This window comes from Roseivirga sp. (assembly GCF_034669765.1).
Classification (GTDB): Bacteria; Bacteroidota; Bacteroidia; order Cytophagales; family Cyclobacteriaceae; genus Roseivirga.
This window is the reverse complement of record NZ_JAXMOQ010000005.1, coordinates 13,489-35,499: the sequence shown is the minus strand read 5'-3', so window position 1 is coordinate 35,499 and position 22,011 is coordinate 13,489. Positions and strand designations below refer to the sequence as shown.

General features: G+C 41.7%; 16 protein-coding genes. 10 read left to right on the top strand and 6 right to left on the bottom strand.

From position 1 onward, the window contains the following. Positions 1 to 282: 282 nt before the first annotated feature. Both VOI17_RS10850 and VOI17_RS10845 read right to left on the bottom strand, forming a co-directional pair. A complete protein-coding gene (locus VOI17_RS10850; RefSeq protein ID WP_323757269.1) occupies positions 283 to 549 on the bottom strand; it encodes a hypothetical protein in 267 nt (88 codons plus the stop codon). A gap of 392 nt (positions 550 to 941) precedes the next feature. Next, positions 942 to 3,698 (bottom strand): putative LPS assembly protein LptD, encoded by a 2,757-nt coding sequence (locus VOI17_RS10845; RefSeq protein WP_323757268.1) that lies wholly within the window; start codon positions 3,696 to 3,698, stop codon positions 942 to 944. Positions 3,699 to 3,762: 64 nt separating this feature from the next. Between VOI17_RS10845 and VOI17_RS10840 the strand changes: the two genes are divergently transcribed. The 4 genes from VOI17_RS10840 to VOI17_RS10825 all read left to right on the top strand — a co-directional run bounded on the left by VOI17_RS10840 (position 3,763) and on the right by VOI17_RS10825 (position 8,130). Further along, complete coding sequence (locus VOI17_RS10840) at positions 3,763 to 4,569, top strand: N-acetylmuramoyl-L-alanine amidase (protein WP_323757267.1); 807 nt, start codon at positions 3,763 to 3,765, stop codon at positions 4,567 to 4,569. Between the two features lie 3 nt (positions 4,570 to 4,572). Continuing rightward, positions 4,573 to 5,526 (top strand): MlaD family protein, encoded by a 954-nt coding sequence (locus VOI17_RS10835; protein WP_323757266.1) that lies wholly within the window; start codon positions 4,573 to 4,575, stop codon positions 5,524 to 5,526. Between the two features lie 103 nt (positions 5,527 to 5,629). Then, positions 5,630 to 7,258, top strand: a complete 1,629-nt coding sequence (locus tag VOI17_RS10830) for an acyl-CoA carboxylase subunit beta (RefSeq protein WP_323757265.1) — start codon at positions 5,630 to 5,632, stop codon at positions 7,256 to 7,258. A 2-nt stretch (positions 7,259 to 7,260) separates the two neighbouring features. Next, a complete protein-coding gene (locus VOI17_RS10825; protein WP_323757264.1) occupies positions 7,261 to 8,130 on the top strand; it encodes a transglutaminase-like domain-containing protein in 870 nt (289 codons plus the stop codon). Between the two features lie 46 nt (positions 8,131 to 8,176). Here VOI17_RS10825 and VOI17_RS10820 read toward each other — a convergent pair whose 3' ends face one another. Next, on the bottom strand, positions 8,177 to 9,478 hold the full coding sequence (locus tag VOI17_RS10820) for a M24 family metallopeptidase (RefSeq protein WP_323757263.1): 1,302 nt from the start codon (positions 9,476 to 9,478) through the stop codon (positions 8,177 to 8,179). A 199-nt stretch (positions 9,479 to 9,677) separates the two neighbouring features. On the opposite strand from VOI17_RS10820, the gene VOI17_RS10815 reads away from it, so the two are divergent. Beyond that, positions 9,678 to 12,950 (top strand): VPS10 domain-containing protein, encoded by a 3,273-nt coding sequence (locus tag VOI17_RS10815; RefSeq protein WP_323757262.1) that lies wholly within the window; start codon positions 9,678 to 9,680, stop codon positions 12,948 to 12,950. A gap of 769 nt (positions 12,951 to 13,719) precedes the next feature. Here the strand turns inward: VOI17_RS10815 and VOI17_RS10810 are convergent. The 3 genes from VOI17_RS10810 to VOI17_RS10800 form a co-directional block, all read right to left on the bottom strand. After that, positions 13,720 to 15,060 (bottom strand): serine hydrolase domain-containing protein, encoded by a 1,341-nt coding sequence (locus VOI17_RS10810; RefSeq protein WP_323757261.1) that lies wholly within the window; start codon positions 15,058 to 15,060, stop codon positions 13,720 to 13,722. Between the two features lie 374 nt (positions 15,061 to 15,434). After that, positions 15,435 to 15,788, bottom strand: a complete 354-nt coding sequence (locus tag VOI17_RS10805) for a hypothetical protein (RefSeq protein WP_323757260.1) — start codon at positions 15,786 to 15,788, stop codon at positions 15,435 to 15,437. Positions 15,789 to 15,900: 112 nt separating this feature from the next. Beyond that, complete coding sequence (locus tag VOI17_RS10800) at positions 15,901 to 16,521, bottom strand: 4'-phosphopantetheinyl transferase family protein (RefSeq protein ID WP_323757259.1); 621 nt, start codon at positions 16,519 to 16,521, stop codon at positions 15,901 to 15,903. 73 nt (positions 16,522 to 16,594) lie between these two features. Between VOI17_RS10800 and VOI17_RS10795 the strand changes: the two genes are divergently transcribed. From VOI17_RS10795 to VOI17_RS10775, 5 genes are all read left to right on the top strand, one after another. Continuing rightward, a complete protein-coding gene (locus tag VOI17_RS10795) occupies positions 16,595 to 17,506 on the top strand; it encodes a WD40 repeat domain-containing protein (protein ID WP_323757258.1) in 912 nt (303 codons plus the stop codon). Positions 17,507 to 17,518: 12 nt separating this feature from the next. Continuing rightward, positions 17,519 to 18,328 (top strand): DivIVA domain-containing protein, encoded by an 810-nt coding sequence (locus tag VOI17_RS10790; protein WP_323757257.1) that lies wholly within the window; start codon positions 17,519 to 17,521, stop codon positions 18,326 to 18,328. A gap of 1 nt (position 18,329) precedes the next feature. Further along, complete coding sequence (gene folB, locus VOI17_RS10785; protein ID WP_323757256.1) at positions 18,330 to 18,701, top strand: dihydroneopterin aldolase; 372 nt, start codon at positions 18,330 to 18,332, stop codon at positions 18,699 to 18,701. Positions 18,702 to 18,995: 294 nt separating this feature from the next. Next, a complete protein-coding gene (locus VOI17_RS10780; RefSeq protein ID WP_323757255.1) occupies positions 18,996 to 20,882 on the top strand; it encodes an AAA domain-containing protein in 1,887 nt (628 codons plus the stop codon). Positions 20,883 to 20,986: 104 nt separating this feature from the next. After that, on the top strand, positions 20,987 to 21,925 hold the full coding sequence (locus VOI17_RS10775; RefSeq protein ID WP_323757254.1) for a DUF4097 family beta strand repeat-containing protein: 939 nt from the start codon (positions 20,987 to 20,989) through the stop codon (positions 21,923 to 21,925). Positions 21,926 to 22,011: the final 86 nt, after the last annotated feature.

The following is a 22,011-nucleotide window of genomic DNA, read 5'->3' as shown; positions in this document are numbered from 1 at the left end:
GTTGTTTAACAAAGGTTGGTTTTAGATTAAAACAAGTTTCGTGTCAGTTTCTATTTTGTGTTAGCTTTTGAAATCAATTTGGAAAGGTGTGAACTATTGCTTTTTTCTAAAACAATCAGTCCAGTTCTCCCCAATTGCGGCTAACGTTATATATCCACTACATTTTGGCGTCTATATCTCATGTAATTTATCAAAAACTTCTTTATAGTGACTAACTACTGGCGGCTTGTTGATGAAGAACACCAAGAAGGGCGGAAATGTTGTTTCGTTCTCATTCATTGATTACAGAACTTTATAAGATGCAGCAGCCTCTATCCATTCTCCTTTAGGGTTTTGCATGTTGAAATGAAAATCGGGCATCTGTTTACGTAGTTCTATATGTACGGGGCCATTTGTTGACCAATCTTGGTTTTCATATCGTGCGCTGATAATGATTATTTTAGTTGTTATCGAATCACCAACGATTTGTTCATCAAGTTCTACTACTGCTGATTTATCTCCACGCTCAGAGTCAATAAACATAAGAACTGTTCCTAGCTTAGAACTCACTTTTGGGTTTTGCAGATACTTAGGTTCTTAATCGTACCCGCCAAATAGTTTAATTCTATCTCCAATGGCTAATTCTTTTTGACTTTCCATAGGTTGGGTGTTGATCTCCGTTCGTTGTTGCCCTTTGAACTACAGCTAAATAGCAGAAAGCAGGACAGGATATGAATGAGCATCTTTTTCATTGTGGCTTTGTATTTCGTAGGTATAAAGTTCAACGTTAAATATCCGCCAAATTTATACCGTTCATATCCCACGTAATTTATAAAAACTTCCTTTTAGCGACTAACTAATTGGTGGCTTGTTGGTGAAGAACACGAACAAGGGCGGAAAGGCGGTTTGTCTTTTAGTCTAACCTCTATCATCTATCACCTAAGATATAACATATTAAAAAATCAATTATCGAAGAAGCTTCTTCTGCGGCTTAGTTTTAAATCTTTAAGGGCCGAAGCTTTGATTTGAATATCGATAGAGTAGGAGGTAAATCGGCCAAATGGAATCCAGTTGCCGCTTAATTCCCAGCAGCCGAGGTCGCGGTAAACACCCAAGGAGCTTTGTGTGAATTCTTTTAATTCTACATCGTAACCCGTATTGAAAGTGAGTTGCCACTTTTCAGAGATGGCCACCTGACCATTCATTCTGATAGACTGACGTGTGGTGGTGGTAAATTTATTGTTGAATAAGCTCTGACCAAAGGAGTAATTATAACTGAACCTAATATTCCATGGCACCGAAATATCAATGTAGGCATTGGGGTCGTCAAAATACTGAGGCACCCGCTGTTGATTCTTCATTTCTCCGTTGTTCAAAGTGCCATAGCCATCGTCAGGGCCGTTATCAAAACCACCATCAAGTCCACCTCCCTCAATAGTTGCTAGGCCGCCAGCTCCAGTGCTTCTCACCGATGAAGACGAATTGTTGCTCGATGTCTTGGAGTTGAGGTTTGTACTTAGGGAAAAACGTCCGCTCCTAATCTTTCCAATGCCCTTTCCTTGGGTCAGTGCAACTACGTCCAATCTTCTAACTATATCTCCTTCGCCATCATTGGTGGTCAGGTAAGTGTATGGGTCTATGGTCATAGCCGCGCTGAGGTCAATTTTTTTCTTGAACAGGCTAGTTCGAGCGCTAATGTTATAGTCCGAAAGGTTAAACGAATCTGCCAAGAAGTTATAGTTGGTAGAAAAAGATAAATTTTCAAAAATTGACACCTTTTCCGATTTGGCAGTGTCACTTCTTACCTTCATTTCTACTTTGTTATTTAAACTAAAGCCTATGGATGCTGATTCTCCTAAAGTTGGGCTTCCAAATGCAAAACCGTTGTATTTAGATAAAAAGCGATAAACTGGTTCCCCCGTTGAGGTGGTGTCTACTTGTATGTTTTTGTAATAACCATACTTTTCTTGACCAAAATCAGGGCTATAACTGAAACTGAGACTAGGATACATGATATGTCGTATCGATTCAATTTTACTGCTGGGTTTGAAGTTTTTGATGCCGTATAACTGAGTATTAACACTAACACTTGCACCATATGTAGTGGCCCTAGAAAAACCGTTTAACGTATCAATTCGGACCGCATTTTCATCTTCTAAATAAGTGTAATCCAACTCTTCTAAATACCATAGTTCTTGAAAACTGACAGAAGGAGAAACATTGAAATTTTCTAGTAGAGGGAATGAAGTAGAAATAGGAATTGAATGCCGTGCTCCGTTTTGAGCATTTGCAAATAACTCAGGAAGTTTGGCAAATGTAACGGCAATGGTGTCGGCCTCATTGGTGCTGTTAGAAATATCGAATCCAGCTGTATTTGGCCTCACCAAGTTGGTGATCTTATTTGATGTACTGAAGGCCCATGAGAAAGAAAGCCTTTTTAGTGCTTCTTGTTCGGCAAATGAAAATGGCATTACCCTGGTCATGCTCAATGAAAATTCGGGCAAGGATACATCAAGAATGTTCGTTTGAATGTTCTGCGAGTGGCGTGCGCTTAAACCATAACTGAATTTGTTGTTTGCGAAACTTCCCGCTAGAGATATGTTGGAACGGAATTCTGAACGGATATTATTCTGGAAATTCTCAGTATTGATGTTGTTGTTATTGTATGAACTCGTTCCTGCATTTACACTGGCAGAGAAACGTGTTTTACCCTTGGTCTCGGGTCTATGGGAAATGGAAACCCAAAAGTCATTTGAATTTAAAGGGTTTTCGTCTATTTCCGGGGTTTTGCTCTTACTGAACTTTAAGTCTACACTGCCGCTATATTTATAGCGCTTTTTATAAGTAGACCTCACATTTAATCCGAAGCTACCTTTGGAGTAATAGTCACCAGTTACAGCTGTTCTTATGTACTCGTTGTTGCCAAAGAAATAACCGCCTTCGCGCAAGAAAATTCCTCGCACCCTTTCTTCACCATACTTTGGGAAAAGAATCCCTGACTGCGCATCACTTTTAACATCTGGAAAAAAAGCAAAAGGCAAAGCGAAAATGGTGGGGATATCTCCAATATATAGTTGTGCAGGCCCAGTAATGATTTTATCCCCTGGAATCACCTTGATTTTGTCGGCCCTAATGTAGGTAGTGGCGAGAAGGTCGGCACAAGGAATAAATTTGCCACCCTTAATATATGCACTCCCGTCTTGGTTCTTTTTGATTTCTTCGCCCGAGACGTAGCCTTCATCTTGCTTGGTAACTACCCCGGTAATTTTTGCACGGTTAGTTGCGAAATTATAGCGAATGCCCCGAGTTTCATATACTCCACCCTTGTCTTGAAAAACAGGTAGGCCAATCCAGCTGCCTGTAGAGTCTTGTACTCCTTTAGCAATAAGCTCATTTTGATTTCGGTCAATAATAATTTGTGCAGCATCTAGTTTAATATCACCATACTCTATGTAAGCATTTCCATATAAGTACGTTACATTCGTAGCAGTTTTGGTAATGATCGAATCTTCTGCATAGTACAGAATTGTAGTTTCTATGCCGTTATTGTTGATTTTGAGGGTGTCTGTGCCAACTGGTCTGGTTGTTGTTGGGCTGGTGCCGAGTGGAGTGGGTTCGATTTTAACAGGATCATTCTTTAAACTTCCTTCTTGGGCCCTCAGGCCAAATGCCGTCAGTAGTAAAACTAATATGAAAGATATGTTTTTAACAGAGACCAAAGGATTTTTCGCTTTATGGAAAAAATTCAGATTTTTGTGTAAAGGTATTCTAATAACCATTTCTATGCGAACCAAAGTAAAAAATAATAGAGTTGCTTTCCTTGTTTTATCATTGGCTTTAATAGTTTTTGCTCCATATCAAGGGATGTCTCAAGCTGCTAAGCCTAAATTTAAAGTAGTGATTGATCCAGGGCATGGCGGAAAAGACTCTGGTACGCGAGGGAAAAATTTGCTCGAAAAAGATGTTGTACTGGCCGTTTCCATGAAAGTTGGTGCGTATTTAAATGAACTTTTAGACAACGTTGAGGTTATTTATACTAGAAAAACTGATGATTACAGCCATCCCAAAGTTCGTGCCATCATAGCCAATGATGCAGATGCTGATTTATTCGTTTCTATACACGCCAACGCAATGCCTGCAGGCAATGAGGGGGTTTATGGAACCGAAACGTACGTAATGGGAGTAAAAAACGAGGGTGGAAATTTTGAGGTAGCCAAAAGAGAAAACTCTGTAATCTTGTTAGAAGAAGACTATAAAGAGAAGTATCAAGGCTTTGATCCTACCTCCCCTGAAGTAAATATTGCTTTTTCTATTATGCAAGAAGCCTATCAAGAAAACAGTATTCTTTTAGCGCAAAATGTTGAAGATCAGTTTTCTAAAAGGGCAGGGAGGAAGAGTAGAGGGGTGAAACAATCAAGTTTATGGGTATTATGGAATACTTCTATGCCTAGTGTTTTGATAGAACTTGGTTATCTTACAAACCCAAAGGAGGAAAGGGAACTCGGTTCGGCCGAGGTTCAAGAATATTTAGCCTCAGCAATTTTTAGAGGAATCAGAGATTATATTGACTATTTGGAATCAACAAAATAGATAGTGGCAAAAGGAAGAGAATTTAAGGTCGGTTTATTTGCGGTGCTCATGTTGGGCTCACTCTATATAGGTTTCAACTATTTAAGGGGGCTAGATGTTTTTTCCCCGTTAAACACCTATTACGTTACGTATAGTAATATCAGTGGCCTAAGTAAGGGCGATAGAGTAATCCTTAACGGACTGAATGTTGGGACTGTACTTGAGCGCAAATTTAGCTCTGATACTTACAATGAAATATTGGTGACACTCGCCATAGATAATACCATTAAAATGAAGGAAGGCACGGTAGCTAGATTGGCTAAGCCTGATATTCTGGGCGCACTAGAAGTTCAGTTAATCTTAAACCCTAATGGGGAGAGGGTACTTCAGAGCGGTGATTTTTTGGGTGGTGAAATGGACAGAGGTATTGCCGAAATGATTACGGAAGAAGGCCTTTCTGCAGCCAATAGCCTTACCTCAGTAGTGAATAAAATCAATGATGTACTGGAACCATTTGCTTCAAGAGCCGACACCATTGCTTTGGCGATAGACAATTTTAAGTACTTTAGTGATAAGCTGGTATATATGACCGACTCGGTTAATGTTGCTATGGAGCAAATAAAGTTAAGAATAGACTATGTCACTGATTCCATGGTGGCGGCAATGGGAGGGGTAACGCCTTTACTTGCAGAGTATACGAAACTAGGTGAAAAAATGAATGCCATTGATATTGAATCTCGACTGATGCGAATGGATTCGGTCTTATTGGGAACTCAAGAGTTCATGAGCAAACTAAACTCTAATGAAGGTACGCTAGGGAAGCTGATGACCAATGACTCATTGTACAATGCACTGAATAGTTCTATGACTGATTTGGATAGTCTGTTCATAGACTTAAGAGAGAACCCTAAACGCTATGTTCATTTTTCAATCTTTGGAAGAAAGAACAGACCCCCAGCAGACAAGAAGAAGAAATAAAGTCCTGAGCGATTAACTTCTTTTTGATATCATCAATCTTGGGTTTACTTTAGATTAAAGGTAATAACACATACTCCCGGTCTTATCGGGCTAACACTTGCATATGGATATTGATTTCAATAAAAACGATGACACCATGCGCCAATTGGTGTATAGACTCGATGAAAAACTCAAGGCAGTAAAATTGGGTGGAGGCGAAGAAAAGATTGAATCTCAGCATAAGAAAGGCAAACTCACCGCACGCGAAAGAATTGAATACCTGATTGACGAAGGAAGTGACTTTTTAGAAGTAGCGGCCTTTGCTGGCGATGGCATGTATGCCGATGAAGGCGGTTGCCCTTCTGGAGGTGTTGTGACAGGAATAGGCCAAGTGAGCGGCCGTGATTGCATGATTGTGGCCAACGATGCGACAGTGAAAGCTGGCGCCTGGTTTCCTATTACCGCCAAGAAAAACCTTCGTGCCCAAGAAATAGCCATGGAAAATCGCTTGCCGGTGATCTATTTGGTAGACAGTGCTGGCGTGTTTCTTCCTATGCAGGACGAAATTTTCCCGGACAAAGAACACTTTGGAAGACAGTTCCGGAACAATGCTAAAATGTCTTCAATGGGCATTATTCAGGTAGCCGCCATTATGGGTAGCTGTGTTGCAGGCGGTGCTTATTTACCCATTATGAGTGATGAGGCTGCTATTGTAGACAAGACTGGATCCATATTCTTAGCCGGTTCTTATTTAGTGAAAGCCGCCATTGGCGAAAGCATAGACAATGAAACCTTAGGTGGGGCAACCACTCAATCTGAAATATCAGGCGTAACCGATAATAAATTCCCCAACGACCAAGCTTGCTTAGATTACATCCGCAGCGTCTTCGATAAAATTGGAGACTTCGAAAAGGCGGGTTTTGACAGAAAAGAGCCCAAGGCACCAAAAGAAAACCCAGAAGAAATTTATGGCATTATGCCAGACAGTAGGGTAAAGCCTTACGAAATCAAAGAGATCATCAAACGCATAGTAGATGACTCAGAGTTTGACGAATACAAAGAAGCTTATGGCAAATCTATTGTTTGCTGTTATGCCCGAATCGATGGTTGGGCTGTAGGAATAGTAGCAAATCAGCGATTGATCGTAAAGTCGAAAAAAGGGGAAATGCAGATGGGTGGAGTAATCTATTCCGATTCAGCCGATAAGTCTGCCCGATTTATTATGAACTGCAACCAGCGAAAAATCCCATTGGTCTTTTTACAAGACGTGAGTGGTTTTATGGTGGGTAGCCGAGCAGAACATGGTGGTATTATTAAAGATGGAGCCAAAATGGTAAATGCCATGGCCAATTCTGTGGTGCCAAAATTTACCATCTTAATTGGTAATTCTTACGGAGCAGGCAACTATGCCATGTGCGGAAAGGCCTATGACCCACGATTGATTTACGCTTGGCCAACGGCCCAAATGGCGGTAATGAGTGGGGCAGCAGCAGCCAAAACATTGCTTCAGATTAAAGTGGCCTCCTTGAAAAAGCAGGGGAAAATAATTGAACCCGAAGCGGAGAAAAAACTGTTAGAAGAAATCACAGACAGCTACAATGAGCAATTGAGCCCATATTATGCTGCTTCCAGAATTTGGGTAGATGGCATCATCGATCCTTTGGACACCAGAAAGGTGATTGCCAAGGGAATTCAAGCGGCCAATCATGCACCAATTCGTGAACAATTCAATGTAGGGATCATTCAAACCTGATAATGAACGAAACAGAAAACCTGAGTAATAAAGAATTAAAAGCACTGATTTCGTTGCTAGAAGATGATGACGCTGAAGTAGTTGATCATGTAGAAGGTAAGATCAAGTCGCTCGGTACGCACATTATCCCCTATTTGGAATTTGAATGGGAGGGGAGTTTTAATCCTACTGTGCAAAAGAGAATTGAAGAACTGGTGCATTCACTTCAGTTTCAGTTGTTGAGAGAAAAACTGGAGGCCTGGAAAGAAAAGGAGGGTGAAGACCTACTAGAAGGAATGTGGTTGGTGAATACCTATCAATACCCCGACTTAGAATATGCCGACCTCAAGAAGCAATTAGAACAAATTTATTACGAAGCATGGCTAGAGTTTAAAACAGAGGATCACCCTGTTGATCAGGTAAAGGTTTTGAATTCGGTCATTTTTAACAAACTCAAGTTTGGGGCGAATACTAAGAATTTTCATTCGCCCGGAAACTCAATGATGAGCGTGGTGCTTCAAACCAAAAAAGGAAATCCGGTTTCACTTTGTATCGTTTACGCTTTGGTTGCCCAAAAACTGAAGCTTCCGATATACGGAGTGAATTTACCGAACCTCTTTGTGCTTACTTATAAGCAAGGAGAAACCCAATTCTATGTCAATGCCTTTAACCGTGGGCTGATTTTCTCCAGAAAAGAAGTTGACGATTATGTGGCCAACTTAAAACTGACGCCTCAAGATCAATACTATGAGCCCTGCACGAATATCGATATGGTGGTGCGTGTATTGCGGAATCTTTCTATTGCTCATGAAAAACTGGGTAACACCGAAAAGCTGGAAGAAATAAAGTCTCTTATTGATATTCTAGCAGATAAGGCCATTGATTTAGAGTAATACATGGTTTTGTATTTCTTGTATTCATAATAATTCACAGGTCATACTATTTAATTACCAAAACCCTCGGATTTACAGGGTAGAGCCATTCTATTCCGCGTGAGGTGATTAGCGCATCGTCTTCTATCGGTACTCTCAATTTCTTCCCTCCCCATTCTGGTATTTTGGTATAGGCAAAAAACTCGATAGAGATAAGGTTTGAAGGCTTCAACTCATATTCTATTCTTACTGGATTCCAATAAGCGATAGATGGGCCTATCCCATGGCCCCAGTTACCAACTGAATGGGAACCAATAATCACATCAGTCATATCCAAATCGGTAAACTCATTAAAGCCTTTCATTTGATTAAAACCAGCTTTGGTCAAAGCTGCATATACAGTGGTCTCTGCTTGTTTAGCCGTTACGCCAGGCTTAATCGTTTTCTGGATAATCTCACGTACTTTGATACTTTGGTCGAAGGCGTTCAAAATACCAGCAGGCACCTTGGTTTCTCCTTCTTTCAAAACGTAGGCCATCCGCTTCATGTCTGTATACATGTTCATAAGGCCCACTCCCCAGTCAATCATAAGTACATCTCCTCTTTGAATAATTCGATCCGATGAGGTGGCTTCTACACCATTTGGCCCAGTGATATAAACGGATGGCATTCCAAAAGAAGAACCTAAATTATGTTTGAATTGCTGCTCCTTCATCCACCAAGCTACATCTTCCAAAGTGGTAACTCCCGGTGTGATTACTTCATTCGACAAGGCCCTTTCTGCAATGGTATAGGAGAGTTCTCCAGCTTCGCCATAAATGGCAATTTCACTCGCTACGCGTCTTGATCGGAAATCAGAAACCAGCTTTTCTGCTGACACAAAACGATCAGCGTATTTCTTTCCTAGAATTTCAGTCAACTCTAAATAGCCAGAATGGGTAAGTCCATCCGCACCACCGATGTTTTTGGAAATATTAAGGCCAATTCTTTTAGGGTCACGGGCAGAAACGAACTCTTTTAGTTCATCAACCGATCCAAAATAATCATAAGCACCCCCTTGTTTTAATAAGTAGCCATCAATTCCCAGTGATGCCCTTTCGATTCGGTCTCCACCGCGATCAGTGAAAATGTAATAGCCACCGAATGAACCAACATAGCCTTCGCCCATATCCGTATAAAGCGGGTCGAGGTTACCTTCACGGTTCATGATAATCCACATGTCGATATTGTTTTCTCGCATGGCCTCTGGCAAAACTAAGTCGAACTTATCGTTCCTGACTTGATTCAGTTTTCGCCACCTGCGCATGGCTTCTTGGCTATAAGTGAGACTGCAAACTAAAAGGAGAAGTGAGCTGAGTAGTGTTTTCATGGTTGATATGATTTGAACCTTCAAAATACTGATTAAATTCTAATCCAGCATTGTACGCTACAGATTCGAACCATCCCTCTGAGATTGCTCCTCTTGTCTACTAATTGACCCAAGTTTTAGATTGACAAGTGGTTAAGCCCTTTGCGATACAATTGTTAAATTGCTGTACCTAGTTTTTTCAACCTTAAAAAAACCTATTATGCATAAGTTCAGAGTGAAGGCAGTTTATATGCTGTCTATTGCCTGTTTGTTTTCACTATCAAACCTAAAGGCACAATCTTCCCCAGCAGATTTACAAAAAGCCGCCAACGGCCTTAAACTCCGAAGTGTCGGGCCTGCAGTGATGGGTGGGCGTATTTCTGACATCGCAGTAAACCCTAGTGATGGCAGTAACTGGTTTGTAACAGCGGGCTCCGGTGGGGTTTGGAGAACTAATAATAGAGGGATTACCTGGAAGCCAGTTTTTGATCGTCAAGCCTCCTATTCAATAGGCACAGTTACCATTGACCCCATCAATACGAATACGGTATGGGTTGGTACGGGTGAAAACGTAAGTGGACGCCATGTCGGCTGGGGCGATGGCGTTTATCGCAGCAGAGATTCGGGCGAAACATGGGAATCTATGGGGCTAAAGAAATCCGAGCACATCGGTAAAATTTTAGTCGACCCAAGGAATAGCGATGTGGTTTTTGTAGCTGCTGAAGGCCCATTATGGTCAGCAGGCGGTGAACGTGGTTTATACAAGTCGAAAGACGGTGGTAAAACATGGACGGCCACACTTCAAATAGATGAAAACACGGGGGTGACAGATGTAGAATTCGACCCTACCAACCCTGATGTACTTTATGCAGCGGCTTACCAACGCAGAAGAAAGACATGGTCGCTCCTCGCGGGCGGGCCACAATCAGGAATTTATAAGTCAACCGATAATGGTGATACTTGGAGAAAACTATCTACCGGGTTGCCAAAGGGAGACCTAGGTAAAATAGGCTTGGCAGTTACACCTGCTAACCCAAAATTGGTGTATGCCACAATTGAGGGAGATAATTCGAATAAAGGATTTTACAAATCAAGCGACAAAGGCGAAAGCTGGGCCAAGCAAAACAGTTATATATCAGGAGGAACTGGACCACATTATTATCAAGAAATTGAAGTGTCGCCAGTAGACGAGAATCTTATTTATCAGATGGATGTATTCTACCAAGTGTCACGTGATGGCGGAAAAAGCTTCGATAACTTGGGCACAGGACGCGAAAAGCACAGTGACAACCATGCTTTATGGATCGATCCTGCCGATGGCAATCATTTAATTTCAGGTAATGATGGTGGACTTTACGAGACTTTTGATGAAGGCACCACTTGGCGCTTTTTTCCTAATTTACCGATTGCCCAATTCTATAAAATAGACCTCGATAATGCCTTGCCGTTTTATAACATCGTGGCCGGAGCGCAGGATTTGGGTACACTTTTAGGCCCTTCTAGAACCACCAATACCGAAGGTGTTCGCAATCAAGATTGGTACGTTCCATTAGGAGCCGATGGTTACGATGCGATGTTCGATCCTGAAGATCCAAATACGGTGTATATGGAAATCCAAGGGGGAGAGCTGAACAGACTGGACCGAAAAACCGAAGAGGTCATTAGCATAAAGCCAACACCCGCTCCGGGCGAGGCGCCAGAAAGATTTAACTGGGACAGCCCAATTCAGGTGAGTGCTTACAATAGTAAAACCCTTTATTTTGGTTCTCAGCGGGTGTGGAAAAGTGAAGATAGAGGTGATTCTTGGAAAGCCATCAGCCCAGACCTTACCACGAATACGGTTCGATATGAATTAGAAATGATGGACAGGGTGCCAAGTGTAGATGCGCTTTATGATAATGGCGCTATGTCTCTATTCTCAACACTCACTTCCATTGCAGAATCTCCATTGAACAAAGGCTTGTTGTATACTGGCTCTGATGATGGGTTGATTCATGTAAGTGAAAACGATGGGCAGACATGGAAGAAGGTGGCGAGTTTGCCAAAAGTACCTGCCTTGTCTTTCATTAATGATATTGAAGCTTCTCGACATAATTCGAATATGGTTTTCGCCATTGCAGATGCGCACAAACAAGGCGACTATAGCACTTACCTATTCATGAGCAAAAACCGTGGAGGGTCATGGCAATCAATTGCTGGTGATATACCTGCCAATACTGTGGTATGGTCGATCAAGCAAGATTATGTAGATGAAAACTTGTTGATAATTGGTGCTGAAAATGGCATTTACTTTTCGCCAAACATGGGCGTTAATTGGATCAAATTGGGCTCGGGCGTGCCCACCATCGCTTTCCGTGACATTGAATTACATGAAAGAGACAATGACATTGTTGGGGCGACCTTCGGAAGGGGGATTTATGTGCTCGATGATTATACACCGCTAAGGTCGATGAATAAAGTACTTGCGGCTAAATCTAACGCACTCTTCCCTGTGCGTGATGCATGGTGGTATTTGCCAAATACGCCAATGCAGGCCAATGGAATGCCATCACAAGGCTCAACAAGCTTTAAAACTGAGAACCCTGCTTTCGGTGCTTTAATCACTTATTACCTAAACGAATTACCGCAAACGGCCAAAAGTAAAAGAACCGCTACGGAAAATGACTTGAAAGCCAAAGACGCGAATATTCCTTTCCCCGGATGGGATCAATTGGGGCTTGAAGGGCAAGAAAGTAGTGCCAGCGTTTTATTGCTCGTGCGCGATGCCAAAGGAGAGGCCGTTAGATGGTTAGAGGGCGCTTCTCAAAAAGGAGTACATCGTACTAATTGGGATTTAAGACTTCCTGCTTCTGATCCTATTAGCTTAAGCCGCCCGACTTTTCAGCCACCTTGGGCAGGTACACCACAAGGGCCAATGGTGGCTCCTGGTAAGTACAGCGTTGAACTTTATGTGTTGAACAATGGCCAATTGCAATCGCAAGGTGCTCTGCAAGAGTTTATGGTGAAGGCTGCACCAAATACAGCGCAGGGAGTGAATTATGAAGAAGTAGCCGCTTTCCAAAGAAAGGGCAATGAACTATCGAGACAAATGGGTAATGCGGGCAGAAGATTGAGCGAAGCCAGTGAGAAGTTAAGGTTTATGAAAGCAGCGCTGCTCAAAACCCCTGGTGCCTCGCCAGCATTATTTGAGCAGTGGGAAGCTCTGGGTAAAGACTTGGCCAATTTGCAGAAAGGCCTCAATGGAGATCGGACTCCTGCTGCTTTTAATGAAGCGACATCGCCATCCATAAGGTCGCGTTTAGGAACTGCCATGGGAGGAAGTGCTGGCACCACACAACTGCCAACTGCCACTCAAAAGAGAGACTTTGGTCTCGCTGAAACGGGTTTCAATCAGTTCAAAGGTCAAGTGGAGGCTTTCTATAAAACCTTAGAGGCATACGAAGTCGCGCTTGAAAAAGCAGGTGCGCCTTGGACACCGGGAAGAAAGAATTAAGAAGCAATCAATGAACTAAAGACGCGCGGGGAGAAATCATCGCGCGTTTTTTGCTTTAGCTTGTGATAATATTACTTAGCTATAGAGCTAAACCGAACCTGTTTATTTAAGGTGAATTATCGTTACCACGTCCCCCTTGGCCAAGGGGGTTGTGGATTGATTGCCTCGTCCTGAAATAGGTTGACAGGTTTAACATTTAATCCTGGCATAAGTTAACAACAGAATTCAAGGTTGTACCAAAGCGAGCGTTAAGTCATCCTGTAGGCCCCGAGATTTCGGGGTTTTTCAGTAGTGTAGATTTTTACTTAGGCGGACAGTATTTGTGGGTCAGGCTAAATCCCCCTAGCCCCCTTTTTCTAAGGGGGAAGAAGGCTACGGCTGAGCTGAGGTTGATGTTTTTGCTTTAGCTTGTGTTAATATTACTTAGCTATAGAGCTAAACCGAACCAGTTAGTTTGACAGGTGAGTTGTCGTTACCACGTCCCCCTTGGCCAAGGGGCTGGGGGATTGATTGTCTCGTCCTGAAATAGGTTGACAGGTTTAACATTTAATCCTGGTATAAGTTAACAAGATGATTCAAGGTTGCACCAAAACTAGCGCTAAGTCATCCCGTAGTAACCTTTTTAGTAGAGGAGATTTTATACTCAGGAGGACAGCATTTGTAGGTTATGATAATGTTGTTGGTAGGCTTATCCTTCTCACTATTTCTATTTAATAATTAGTGAGAAGGTAAGAAAAAAGCGCAAACCTAATGACTTGCGCTCACATTGCTACTTCTTAATATACGTGCCTTTGTAGTCGCCTTGCTCCAAAGTTAATTGCGTTCCATCTGATGAAAAAGTATGTGACCTAGACTCCACATAAAGCTGTTCAAAGACAAACCTATTATTTCCTTTATAAACCAATGGCTCTTTAAATTCATTTTTGATTACGAGCACTAAGACGTTTTTGTCTTGGATGAAAACCAACGAGTCATTGTCCTCTGGCGAAATGTAAATACCAGTGAACTTCTTCACTTCTTCCTCAGATGCCTCAATAGGCGCATCATTGAGGTATAATTTCAAAACCTCGACAAAAATTTCATTGATGTTATTGTCTTTTGTGGCGTTGGAAGCAATTGTGATCGCTAACTTTTCATTGGCGAAATAGATCGCTGTAGTTTTGTATCCATCTAAAGTGCCACGGTGACCAAAGCCCTGTCTGTCATTTATTTTATAGCGGGCCAAGCCCATTCCATATTCATCCTCGACTGTTTTCATTAACGCGAGGCTTTGAGCAGATACTATCTCTCCAGCAAAAAGTGCCTCCATAAACTTGTTGACTTCGCTAGGGCTTGAAACAATAGAACCCGCTCCTTTGGTAATTGACATATCCGTTTCTGGCAGTTTTACCCATTCTGTGTTGTAATCATAAGAATAAGCTTCATTGTTGGTCAAGCTTACGGCCTTGGCGGCATAGGTGTTTTTAAGGTTTAGAGGTGTCCAAATCTTTTCTTCCAAAAGCATTTCGTAAGAAGCCTTATAAACTTTCTCGAGAATTTGAGCGAGTAAGAAATAGTTGGAGTTGCTGTACTCACCTTTACTGTCGGGGGCAAAATCACTGCCTAAAGCAGAAATCAATGCAAGCATCTCTTCGGGTGATGTATACTGAGTATGGTAGTTAAAAAAAATTGGGTCACTTGTGAAATTAGGAATGCCGCTTCGGTGCTGTAATAGCTGAGCGACCGTAATGTCATTGGCATTTTCTACTGCTGGGAAATAACTTTCTATGGTCTGCTCTAGTGTGAGTTTATTTTCTTCAATGGCCTTGAAAATGAGTACCGAAGTATATGTTTTAGAGACAGAGCCAATGCGGTACTTGGTATTGACATCTGATTTCTTTTTTGTTTCGATGTCATCAAAGCCAATGGCCATGGTGTAGATGGCTTCCCCCTTATGCGATAAGGCAATGCTTCCCATAAACGCCCCACTTTTTTCATAGGCGTTAAAAAGGCTGTCAATACTGGCTTTGTAAGCGTTCGGGTCTTTGGGTGCTAATTGCGCAGTGTTTTTGTCTTGCGAACAAGAAAATAAGAGTGTTGTAATTGATAAGATGAGTAACAGTTGTTTCATTTTTTCCTTTGGTTTATCATTTTAATGTTTTCCGTATACGGACAACAAGGAACTAGGTTATGCAAAGTACTAGTTAATAAAAATATTAACCTGTTTTGGGGAAGGCTTTCATGTAGATAAGATGTGGTTTTTAATCAAGGAGGAGAGTCCTTGAAATCATTTTACTGCCGTACTTAAACTTGCGTTAAGTCATCCCGTAGGCCCCGAGATTTCGGGGTTTTTCTTAGAGCAGATAAGGGTGCGTTCTTAATAAACGGACAGCGTCCTTGAGTTCATATGATGTCGCAGGATATGCCTAAGGGCAGATAAATCGGAGAACCTGCGACAATGGAATCATTACTAATGATTCGGTGATTTTATGATGTCATGCCTAACTACCCCACAACCTCCCTATTCACCTTTTTATCAAGCTGAATAAAAAAGAGGACCAAGAGATTCACCACAAAACTGATCATCATCAGCTGCAAAAACTCGCTGTGCTCGTAAATCATGAAGGTCATAAGGGCATAAAAAATGGTCAGCCCAATAATGGACTCCTTCATGGAATTAGTGCTTTTGAAAACTTTTCTCGGAACCAAATGGCTCACCAAAGGAATTAGCACAAACCAAAAAACAACCATGCTGGCCATGTTCCATCCAATTAAAAGTGAGAATGGAATTAAGATAATAACCATAGCCAAAGGGATGGCGAGCGTGTTTTTGATATTCGTGTTGGATTGATTTTTCATAAGGCTTGGTCTTTACATTGGCAGATATGCGATTTCCTTAATGGAATGGCAAAAAGTGAATGTAGGGAATATTTTGCTATTATTTATAGCGATTACATGTTTGGTAAGGCTTTCAATAGGCCAAGCAGCAATTCAAGTCGGCTTCTTTTAACCATTGAACATTAAACACTGAACTAATACCACTTTCTATAATTTGGCCATTGGCCCGTTGTTGGGGATTAGGTTGGCCTACCACCAATTGGTCGGCAAAAATGAGTTGCGTTCGGCCATGGAGTTTATATAAAGCTTCTTTCGCACACCAAATTTGAGTCAGTTTGTCTACTTGGTTTTCAGCCCAAGGCTTTTCAGTAGGGTGGAGGAATTTATGAGAGATGCGGGTAATCTGATCACGGTCGTGTTCAATGTCAATTCCAATGGGGCCCGTTAAGCTGTAGGCCGCAGCGCCAAAATCCTTGGTGTGGGAAATTGAAATCCCAACACCTTCCAAGCTAATATGCGGTTTGCCAAAGGCATCTTTGTTCACCTCGTAGTCTTGATCGGGGAAAAGTATCTTCAAAGCCAAACGAGATGAAAGCCACTCTCTTCTTTTCATTTCTACTTTGAAAGTCGCTAATACTTCGCTTTCTGCCCGGCTAGGCTTGTAAAGCTGGGTAAGTTCGGCTTCCGATTCCTCAATTTTCCATATCGCGAAGCAAACTTCTTCTGTAATATTTGCTTTTAGAAATAAAGGCATGAATTATTAATTGCTTGAGCAGGTTGAATACTTAGTTTTGTATCAAAGCGAAAGATAATCCTTTTCAAAAGCTATGACACAAGTAAGCGTCAAAAAACTGAATACTGTAGGCGGACACCAAGACTGTGTCTACGTGCTGGAGCGTGGCCCCGAACCTCATCAGTTTTTCTCTGCTGGGGCCGATGGCGTGGTGGCACTTTGGGATTTAAACGACATGGAAACGGGCCGCATGATTGCCAAAGTACCCAGTTCGGTGTACGCCCTCTGCTATTATCCTGAAAGAAATGCGCTAATCGTTGGTCAGAACATGGATGGCTTGCACATTATTGATTGGGAGAACAAAAAGGAATTGGGCTCCATCAAACTTTCACCAGTGGCAATTTTCGATATCAAGGTAGTTAAGGATAGAATCATTGTAGCACAAGGTTCAGGCGAGGTCTATATTTTGGACATCAAGACTTTAGAAAAACTGCATGTGATTCGCGATTCAGAAATGAGTGCCCGAACCTTGTCTATCTCTCCGTTGAATGGTCACTTGGCAGTAGGCTATAGTGATAATTCGGTACGTATTTACAGACTCAAGGATTGGAGCTTAGTCCACGAGATTGAGGCCCATAATAATTCTGTTTTCTCCGTACGATACAGCCCTGATGGGCGTTTCTTAGTCAGTGGAAGTAGGGATGCGAAGTTGAAAATATGGGATGTTATTGACGGTTATACGCTTAAAGAGTCCGTTGCAGCCCATATGTATGCAATAAACCATATCGAATTTAGTCCTGATAGCAAACATTTTGTAACTTGTAGCATGGATAAGTCTATAAAGGTCTGGGATGCATCGACTTATCAACTCCTTAAAGTTATCGACAAGGCACGCCATGCTGGGCATGGTACTAGCGTGAATAAGTTGCTTTGGACAGCGCATAACGACCTATTAATTTCGGCCAGTGACGACCGAAGTATTTCCATCTGGGACATCAAATTTTAATTTTTCCGAGCAATGAACATTACACCCTTAGAAATTAGGCAAAAGGTTTTCGAAAAGAATTTTCGAGGTTACGATAAAGACGAAGTAACTGCTTTTATGACATCCCTGTCGGTTGAATGGGAGAAACTCCAAGACCAAACTAAGGAGCTGAAGTATAAACTAGAGTCTGCCGAAAAGGAAGTACAGAAACTTCGTGAAGTAGAAAACTCTCTCTTCAAAACCCTGAAGACAGCAGAAGATACGGGCGCAAATATGATTGAGCATGCTACCAAAACAGCTGACCTTCATATGAAAGAAACCGAAATGAAGGCCGATGCAATAATGAGCGAAGCCAAAAGTAGGGCCAAAAATATTATTGAAGATGCAGAAAACAGAGCGAGCGAAATTGTAGAAGACATGGAGGATGAAATCCGTCAGTTAGAGCAAGTATTCAAGAGCCTGAGCGCCAATAAGAGCTCAATGATGTCGGAGTTGAAAATGTTGACTTCTGATATTCTGGATAAGATTAAAAGACACGAAGAATTTCCCGCGGATATTAAACCCATTTTAAAGGAGGCGAAGAAATTTAGCCGAGAGGTGAATGAAACCAACGGGGAAGAAAAGGTAGTCCATGAAATGGATAAAAGTCCCGAAAAATTAGCGGCTGTACCTGAAGAAGAAATAGAAGAGGACTTGACTAATGTTTCTGATGAGCTTGAAGAGGAAGTCAATGAGTCAGCAGAGGGCTTTCTTGGCGCTAATGTTAAAAAAGACAATGAGCCTGAAGATGAAAATGTTGCTTCTGAAGATAAAAAAGGATCGTTTTTCGATAGAGTAGATTGATATGAATACCGATAAAGTAGCCTTAGAGGGCATGGAGTTCTATGCCTATCATGGTTTTTTTGAGGAAGAAAGAAAAATCGGAAACCGTTATTCAGTTGACATTGAAGTGACCACGAACTTTGATAAAGCCGCTCAGCAGGATGATTTATCTGGCACCGTAGACTACGTTCAGCTTTACGAGATTGTGAAAAACAGCATGGCCACCCCAGCCAAACTGCTTGAAAAACTAGGTCAAGAAATTATTGATGGTGTCTTCGAGCGCTTTGCTTCTGTTTCAGAAGTTAAAGTCAGTGTAGCCAAACACAACCCACCCTTTGGCGGTATCTGTGCCAAATCAAAAGTTACTTTGGAAAGAACCCGGAGCTATCCTTAGTCATTACTTAAGTTCATTTGTCACCGTTAATAACCTGTGCAATACAAGCTCTTCGTTTTCGTCATTCTGAAGAAGTTTAAAAGGCGATAGACTTTTAACGCCTGAAAGAATCTGTCGATTTATTGCAGCAATCACAACAGACTGACTCTTACGTTCTCGCTAAAAAGAGAGCCCTCAGAGTGAAGGTCATTTTTTTGTCATTACATTCTCTGGTGGTAAAACCTTTTCCTCCCCAACCCTCATCCAAATGACTACAATCAGCTAACTTTACCAGCCCAAATAAACAATACCCTTTTGACAGAAGCCCAAAAATCCATTCAACATCTAGTTCAATTATTGAAGGTTGAAAAAGAGGAAGATTACGCGCAATACGAGCGAAAAATGCTCAATACTTCCATCGAAGAACGTAGAAGACAAGGCGTAACCTGGTACCCTGTGCAATTGATGAATCGCTACATAGGTACAGGAGAACGCTATACTTTAGAACTTGATCGCACTACGCATTTAGATCAGAATCACTCTTTCCAGGTGGGTGCAGTAGTCAGTGTTTTTTCTGGACATGGAAATGAAGCCGAAGCCGTTTCAGGAGTCATCAGTTTTTTACGCAGAGAAAAAATGCGCGTGGCCCTGAATGTAAGCGATCTTCCTGATTGGCTTAAGGACGGTAAAATCGGAGTCAACTTATTGTTCGATGAAGGTTCGTATCGCGAAATGAACCGTGCTTTGGAGTTAGTGCTTAAAGCAGATAAAGGAAGAATAGCAGATTTAAGAGAGGTGATGTATGGCGCCAAACCTGCAGAGTTCAAAACGGGTTACGAATATCAGTCTGTAAACTTAAACGCTAAGCAGAACGAAGCACTCACCAATATTTTTCATGCGCGAGATGTGGCCATTATTCATGGCCCTCCCGGCACAGGGAAAACCACCACTTTGGTAAATGCCATTAAAGAAGTAGTCAAAACTGAAAAGCAAGTATTGGTTTGTGCACAGAGCAATGCAGCAGTCGATTTGATTGTTGAAAAACTCGATAGCCTTGGTTTGGATGTATTACGATTGGGCCACCCCGCCCGTTTAACACCAGAGGTAATTGAGAACAGCTTGGATGTGAAAATCTCCAAACACAGCTATTTCAAAGAACTCAGAGAGGTCAGAAAGAAATCGGGTGAATACCGAAAGTTGGGCACAAAGTATAAACGTCAGTTTGGACGAGAAGAAAAGCTTCAGCGTGATTTATTGCTGAAAGAATCGCGATTGCTTCGCCAAGATGCCGATAGAATTGAGTCACAAATTACGGAGGACCTGATGGGCAGGGCAGAAGTAGTGGCTTGTACTTTGGTCGGTTCCACTCACCCTTTGGTGCGCGATCGGGTTTTTAAATCCGTTTTTATTGATGAAGCCAGTCAAGCACTGGAGCCAGCCTGTTGGATTCCAATTCTGAAGTCGTATCGCGTAATTATGGCGGGCGATCATTTGCAATTGCCTCCCACAGTAAAATCACTTCAGGCAGGAAGGGATGGTTTGGAAGAAACCCTGTTCAAAAAGGCCATTGAGCTTACCAAGAGCGATGTAATGCTGGAAACCCAGTACAGAATGCATCCGCACATCATGAAATTCTCCAGCGACTATTTTTATGAAGGAAGGTTAGAAGTAGCCCCAGAAATTTTACTTCGTGATAAGGAATTGGAAGGAGCGAGGTTCGAATTTATCGATACCGCTGGCTGTGGCTTTTTGGAAAAAATAAAAAAGGAAACGCTCAGTACTTACAATGAAGAGGAGGCAAAACTCATTATTCAGCTTTTGAGTAAATCCATCACTGAAGGACAGCGTGTTGGAATTATTGCGCCATATAAAGCACAAATTGAATTGTTGCGCGACTTACTTCATGCTGAAGAATTACTCGATCCGTTCAAGGAGGATATTTCGGTCAATACGGTTGATGCTTTTCAAGGTCAAGAGCGTGATGTGATTTTCATCAGCTTGGTAAGGTCAAACGATAAAAGCGAAATCGGATTTTTGAAGGAATACCGTAGAATGAATGTGGCCATGACCCGAGCCAAATCTAAGTTGGTAGTTGTGGGTGACTCGGCAACTTTGGGTAAAGACACTTTTTATAATTCAGTGATTGATTATGTTCAAAGTATTGGCGGTTACAAAAGCGCCTTTGAGTTTATGTATGATTAGGTAGAAATAAGTGTTTTCTCATTTTTTTTTGAATGATTTTTCATTCCCGTGCAACCCCGCTTACCAAGAGGTAGTCTTTCGGAAAACTCAAAACCATATAAATAATGAAAACACTTAAAATCACTCTTTTGGCTTTCATAGCCTTAGTATTCACCACCACGGCTTATAGCCAAGAACGCATCACGAAAACTTTTTCTGGAATTGAAAATATCAATCTTTCGACCGCTTCCGGTAACGGAACGATCAAAAGAAGCAACAATAGCGAAGTTACTGTTACGGTGGAATACACTTTCGATGAAGATATTTACAAGCCTATCTTCGAACAAAACGGATCTACTTTAAGGGTTGAAGAAAAATTCGAAAGAAGCCGTTGGAACAGAGGATATGCCAGATGGACTTTGGAAGTTCCAAATGGGATTGACCTGAATTTCAAAACTGGCTCTGGAAACATAGAAGTTTCGGGCGTGAACATTAATGTGATTGCCAAGTCTGGTTCGGGCAATATATACATCAAAGATTTGGAGGGCACTGTAAGTTCAAATACTGGTTCTGGAAACCTTGAGTTTTCAAACATAAAAGGTACTCACAATGGAAACACTGGTTCTGGGAACATTAGAGTCGACAGGTCTGAAGGAGATTCTGATATGAACACAGGTTCAGGAAATGTTAGATTAAGAGATGTTACAGGTGCATTTAAAATGAGTTCAGGCAGTGGAAACGTGATTGTAGAAGGTGCCGCAATCAAAGGTAATTCTCGCTTTAGTACAGGTTCTGGTAATGTAGAAGTGGAGCTTTCATCGGCTTTGGATTATGATTTAAACCTTGGTACAGGATCAGGAAATGCTACTTTGGACTTCAATGGTAGCCAAATTTCAGGTGAATTTATTATGGAAGCTTCTTCTAAAAACAGCATCCAAGCCCCATTCAGCTTCGATAGAACTTCAGAAAAAGGAAGACGCTACGTGAAAGAAGCGAAAGTGGGGAACAAAAATATATTGGTAAAAATCAGCTCAGGCTCAGGCAGAGCAGTAGTCAGAGACTAATATCAGACCATTTTAACCAACAATCTGATTTTGGGGTTGTTGGTTAAAACTGGTTTTATCCGCCTTGGTTGGGCGATTTTCAAAAA

What these genes read in the sequence shown, in the direction of transcription:
- VOI17_RS10840 (WP_323757267.1), top strand. Translation starts at nt 3,763, where the DNA reads ATGCGAACCAAAGTAAAAAATAATAGAGTTGCTTTCCTTGTTTTATCA.
- VOI17_RS10830 (WP_323757265.1), top strand. Translation starts at nt 5,630, where the DNA reads ATGGATATTGATTTCAATAAAAACGATGACACCATGCGCCAATTGGTG.
- VOI17_RS10825 (WP_323757264.1), top strand. Translation starts at nt 7,261, where the DNA reads ATGAACGAAACAGAAAACCTGAGTAATAAAGAATTAAAAGCACTGATT.
- VOI17_RS10820 (WP_323757263.1), bottom strand. Translation starts at nt 9,478, where the DNA reads ATGAAAACACTACTCAGCTCACTTCTCCTTTTAGTTTGCAGTCTCACT.
- VOI17_RS10815 (WP_323757262.1), top strand. Translation starts at nt 9,678, where the DNA reads ATGCATAAGTTCAGAGTGAAGGCAGTTTATATGCTGTCTATTGCCTGT.
- VOI17_RS10810 (WP_323757261.1), bottom strand. Translation starts at nt 15,060, where the DNA reads ATGAAACAACTGTTACTCATCTTATCAATTACAACACTCTTATTTTCT.
- VOI17_RS10805 (WP_323757260.1), bottom strand. Translation starts at nt 15,788, where the DNA reads ATGAAAAATCAATCCAACACGAATATCAAAAACACGCTCGCCATCCCT.
- VOI17_RS10800 (WP_323757259.1), bottom strand. Translation starts at nt 16,521, where the DNA reads ATGCCTTTATTTCTAAAAGCAAATATTACAGAAGAAGTTTGCTTCGCG.
- VOI17_RS10795 (WP_323757258.1), top strand. Translation starts at nt 16,595, where the DNA reads ATGACACAAGTAAGCGTCAAAAAACTGAATACTGTAGGCGGACACCAA.
- VOI17_RS10790 (WP_323757257.1), top strand. Translation starts at nt 17,519, where the DNA reads ATGAACATTACACCCTTAGAAATTAGGCAAAAGGTTTTCGAAAAGAAT.
- folB (WP_323757256.1), top strand. Translation starts at nt 18,330, where the DNA reads ATGAATACCGATAAAGTAGCCTTAGAGGGCATGGAGTTCTATGCCTAT.
- VOI17_RS10775 (WP_323757254.1), top strand. Translation starts at nt 20,987, where the DNA reads ATGAAAACACTTAAAATCACTCTTTTGGCTTTCATAGCCTTAGTATTC.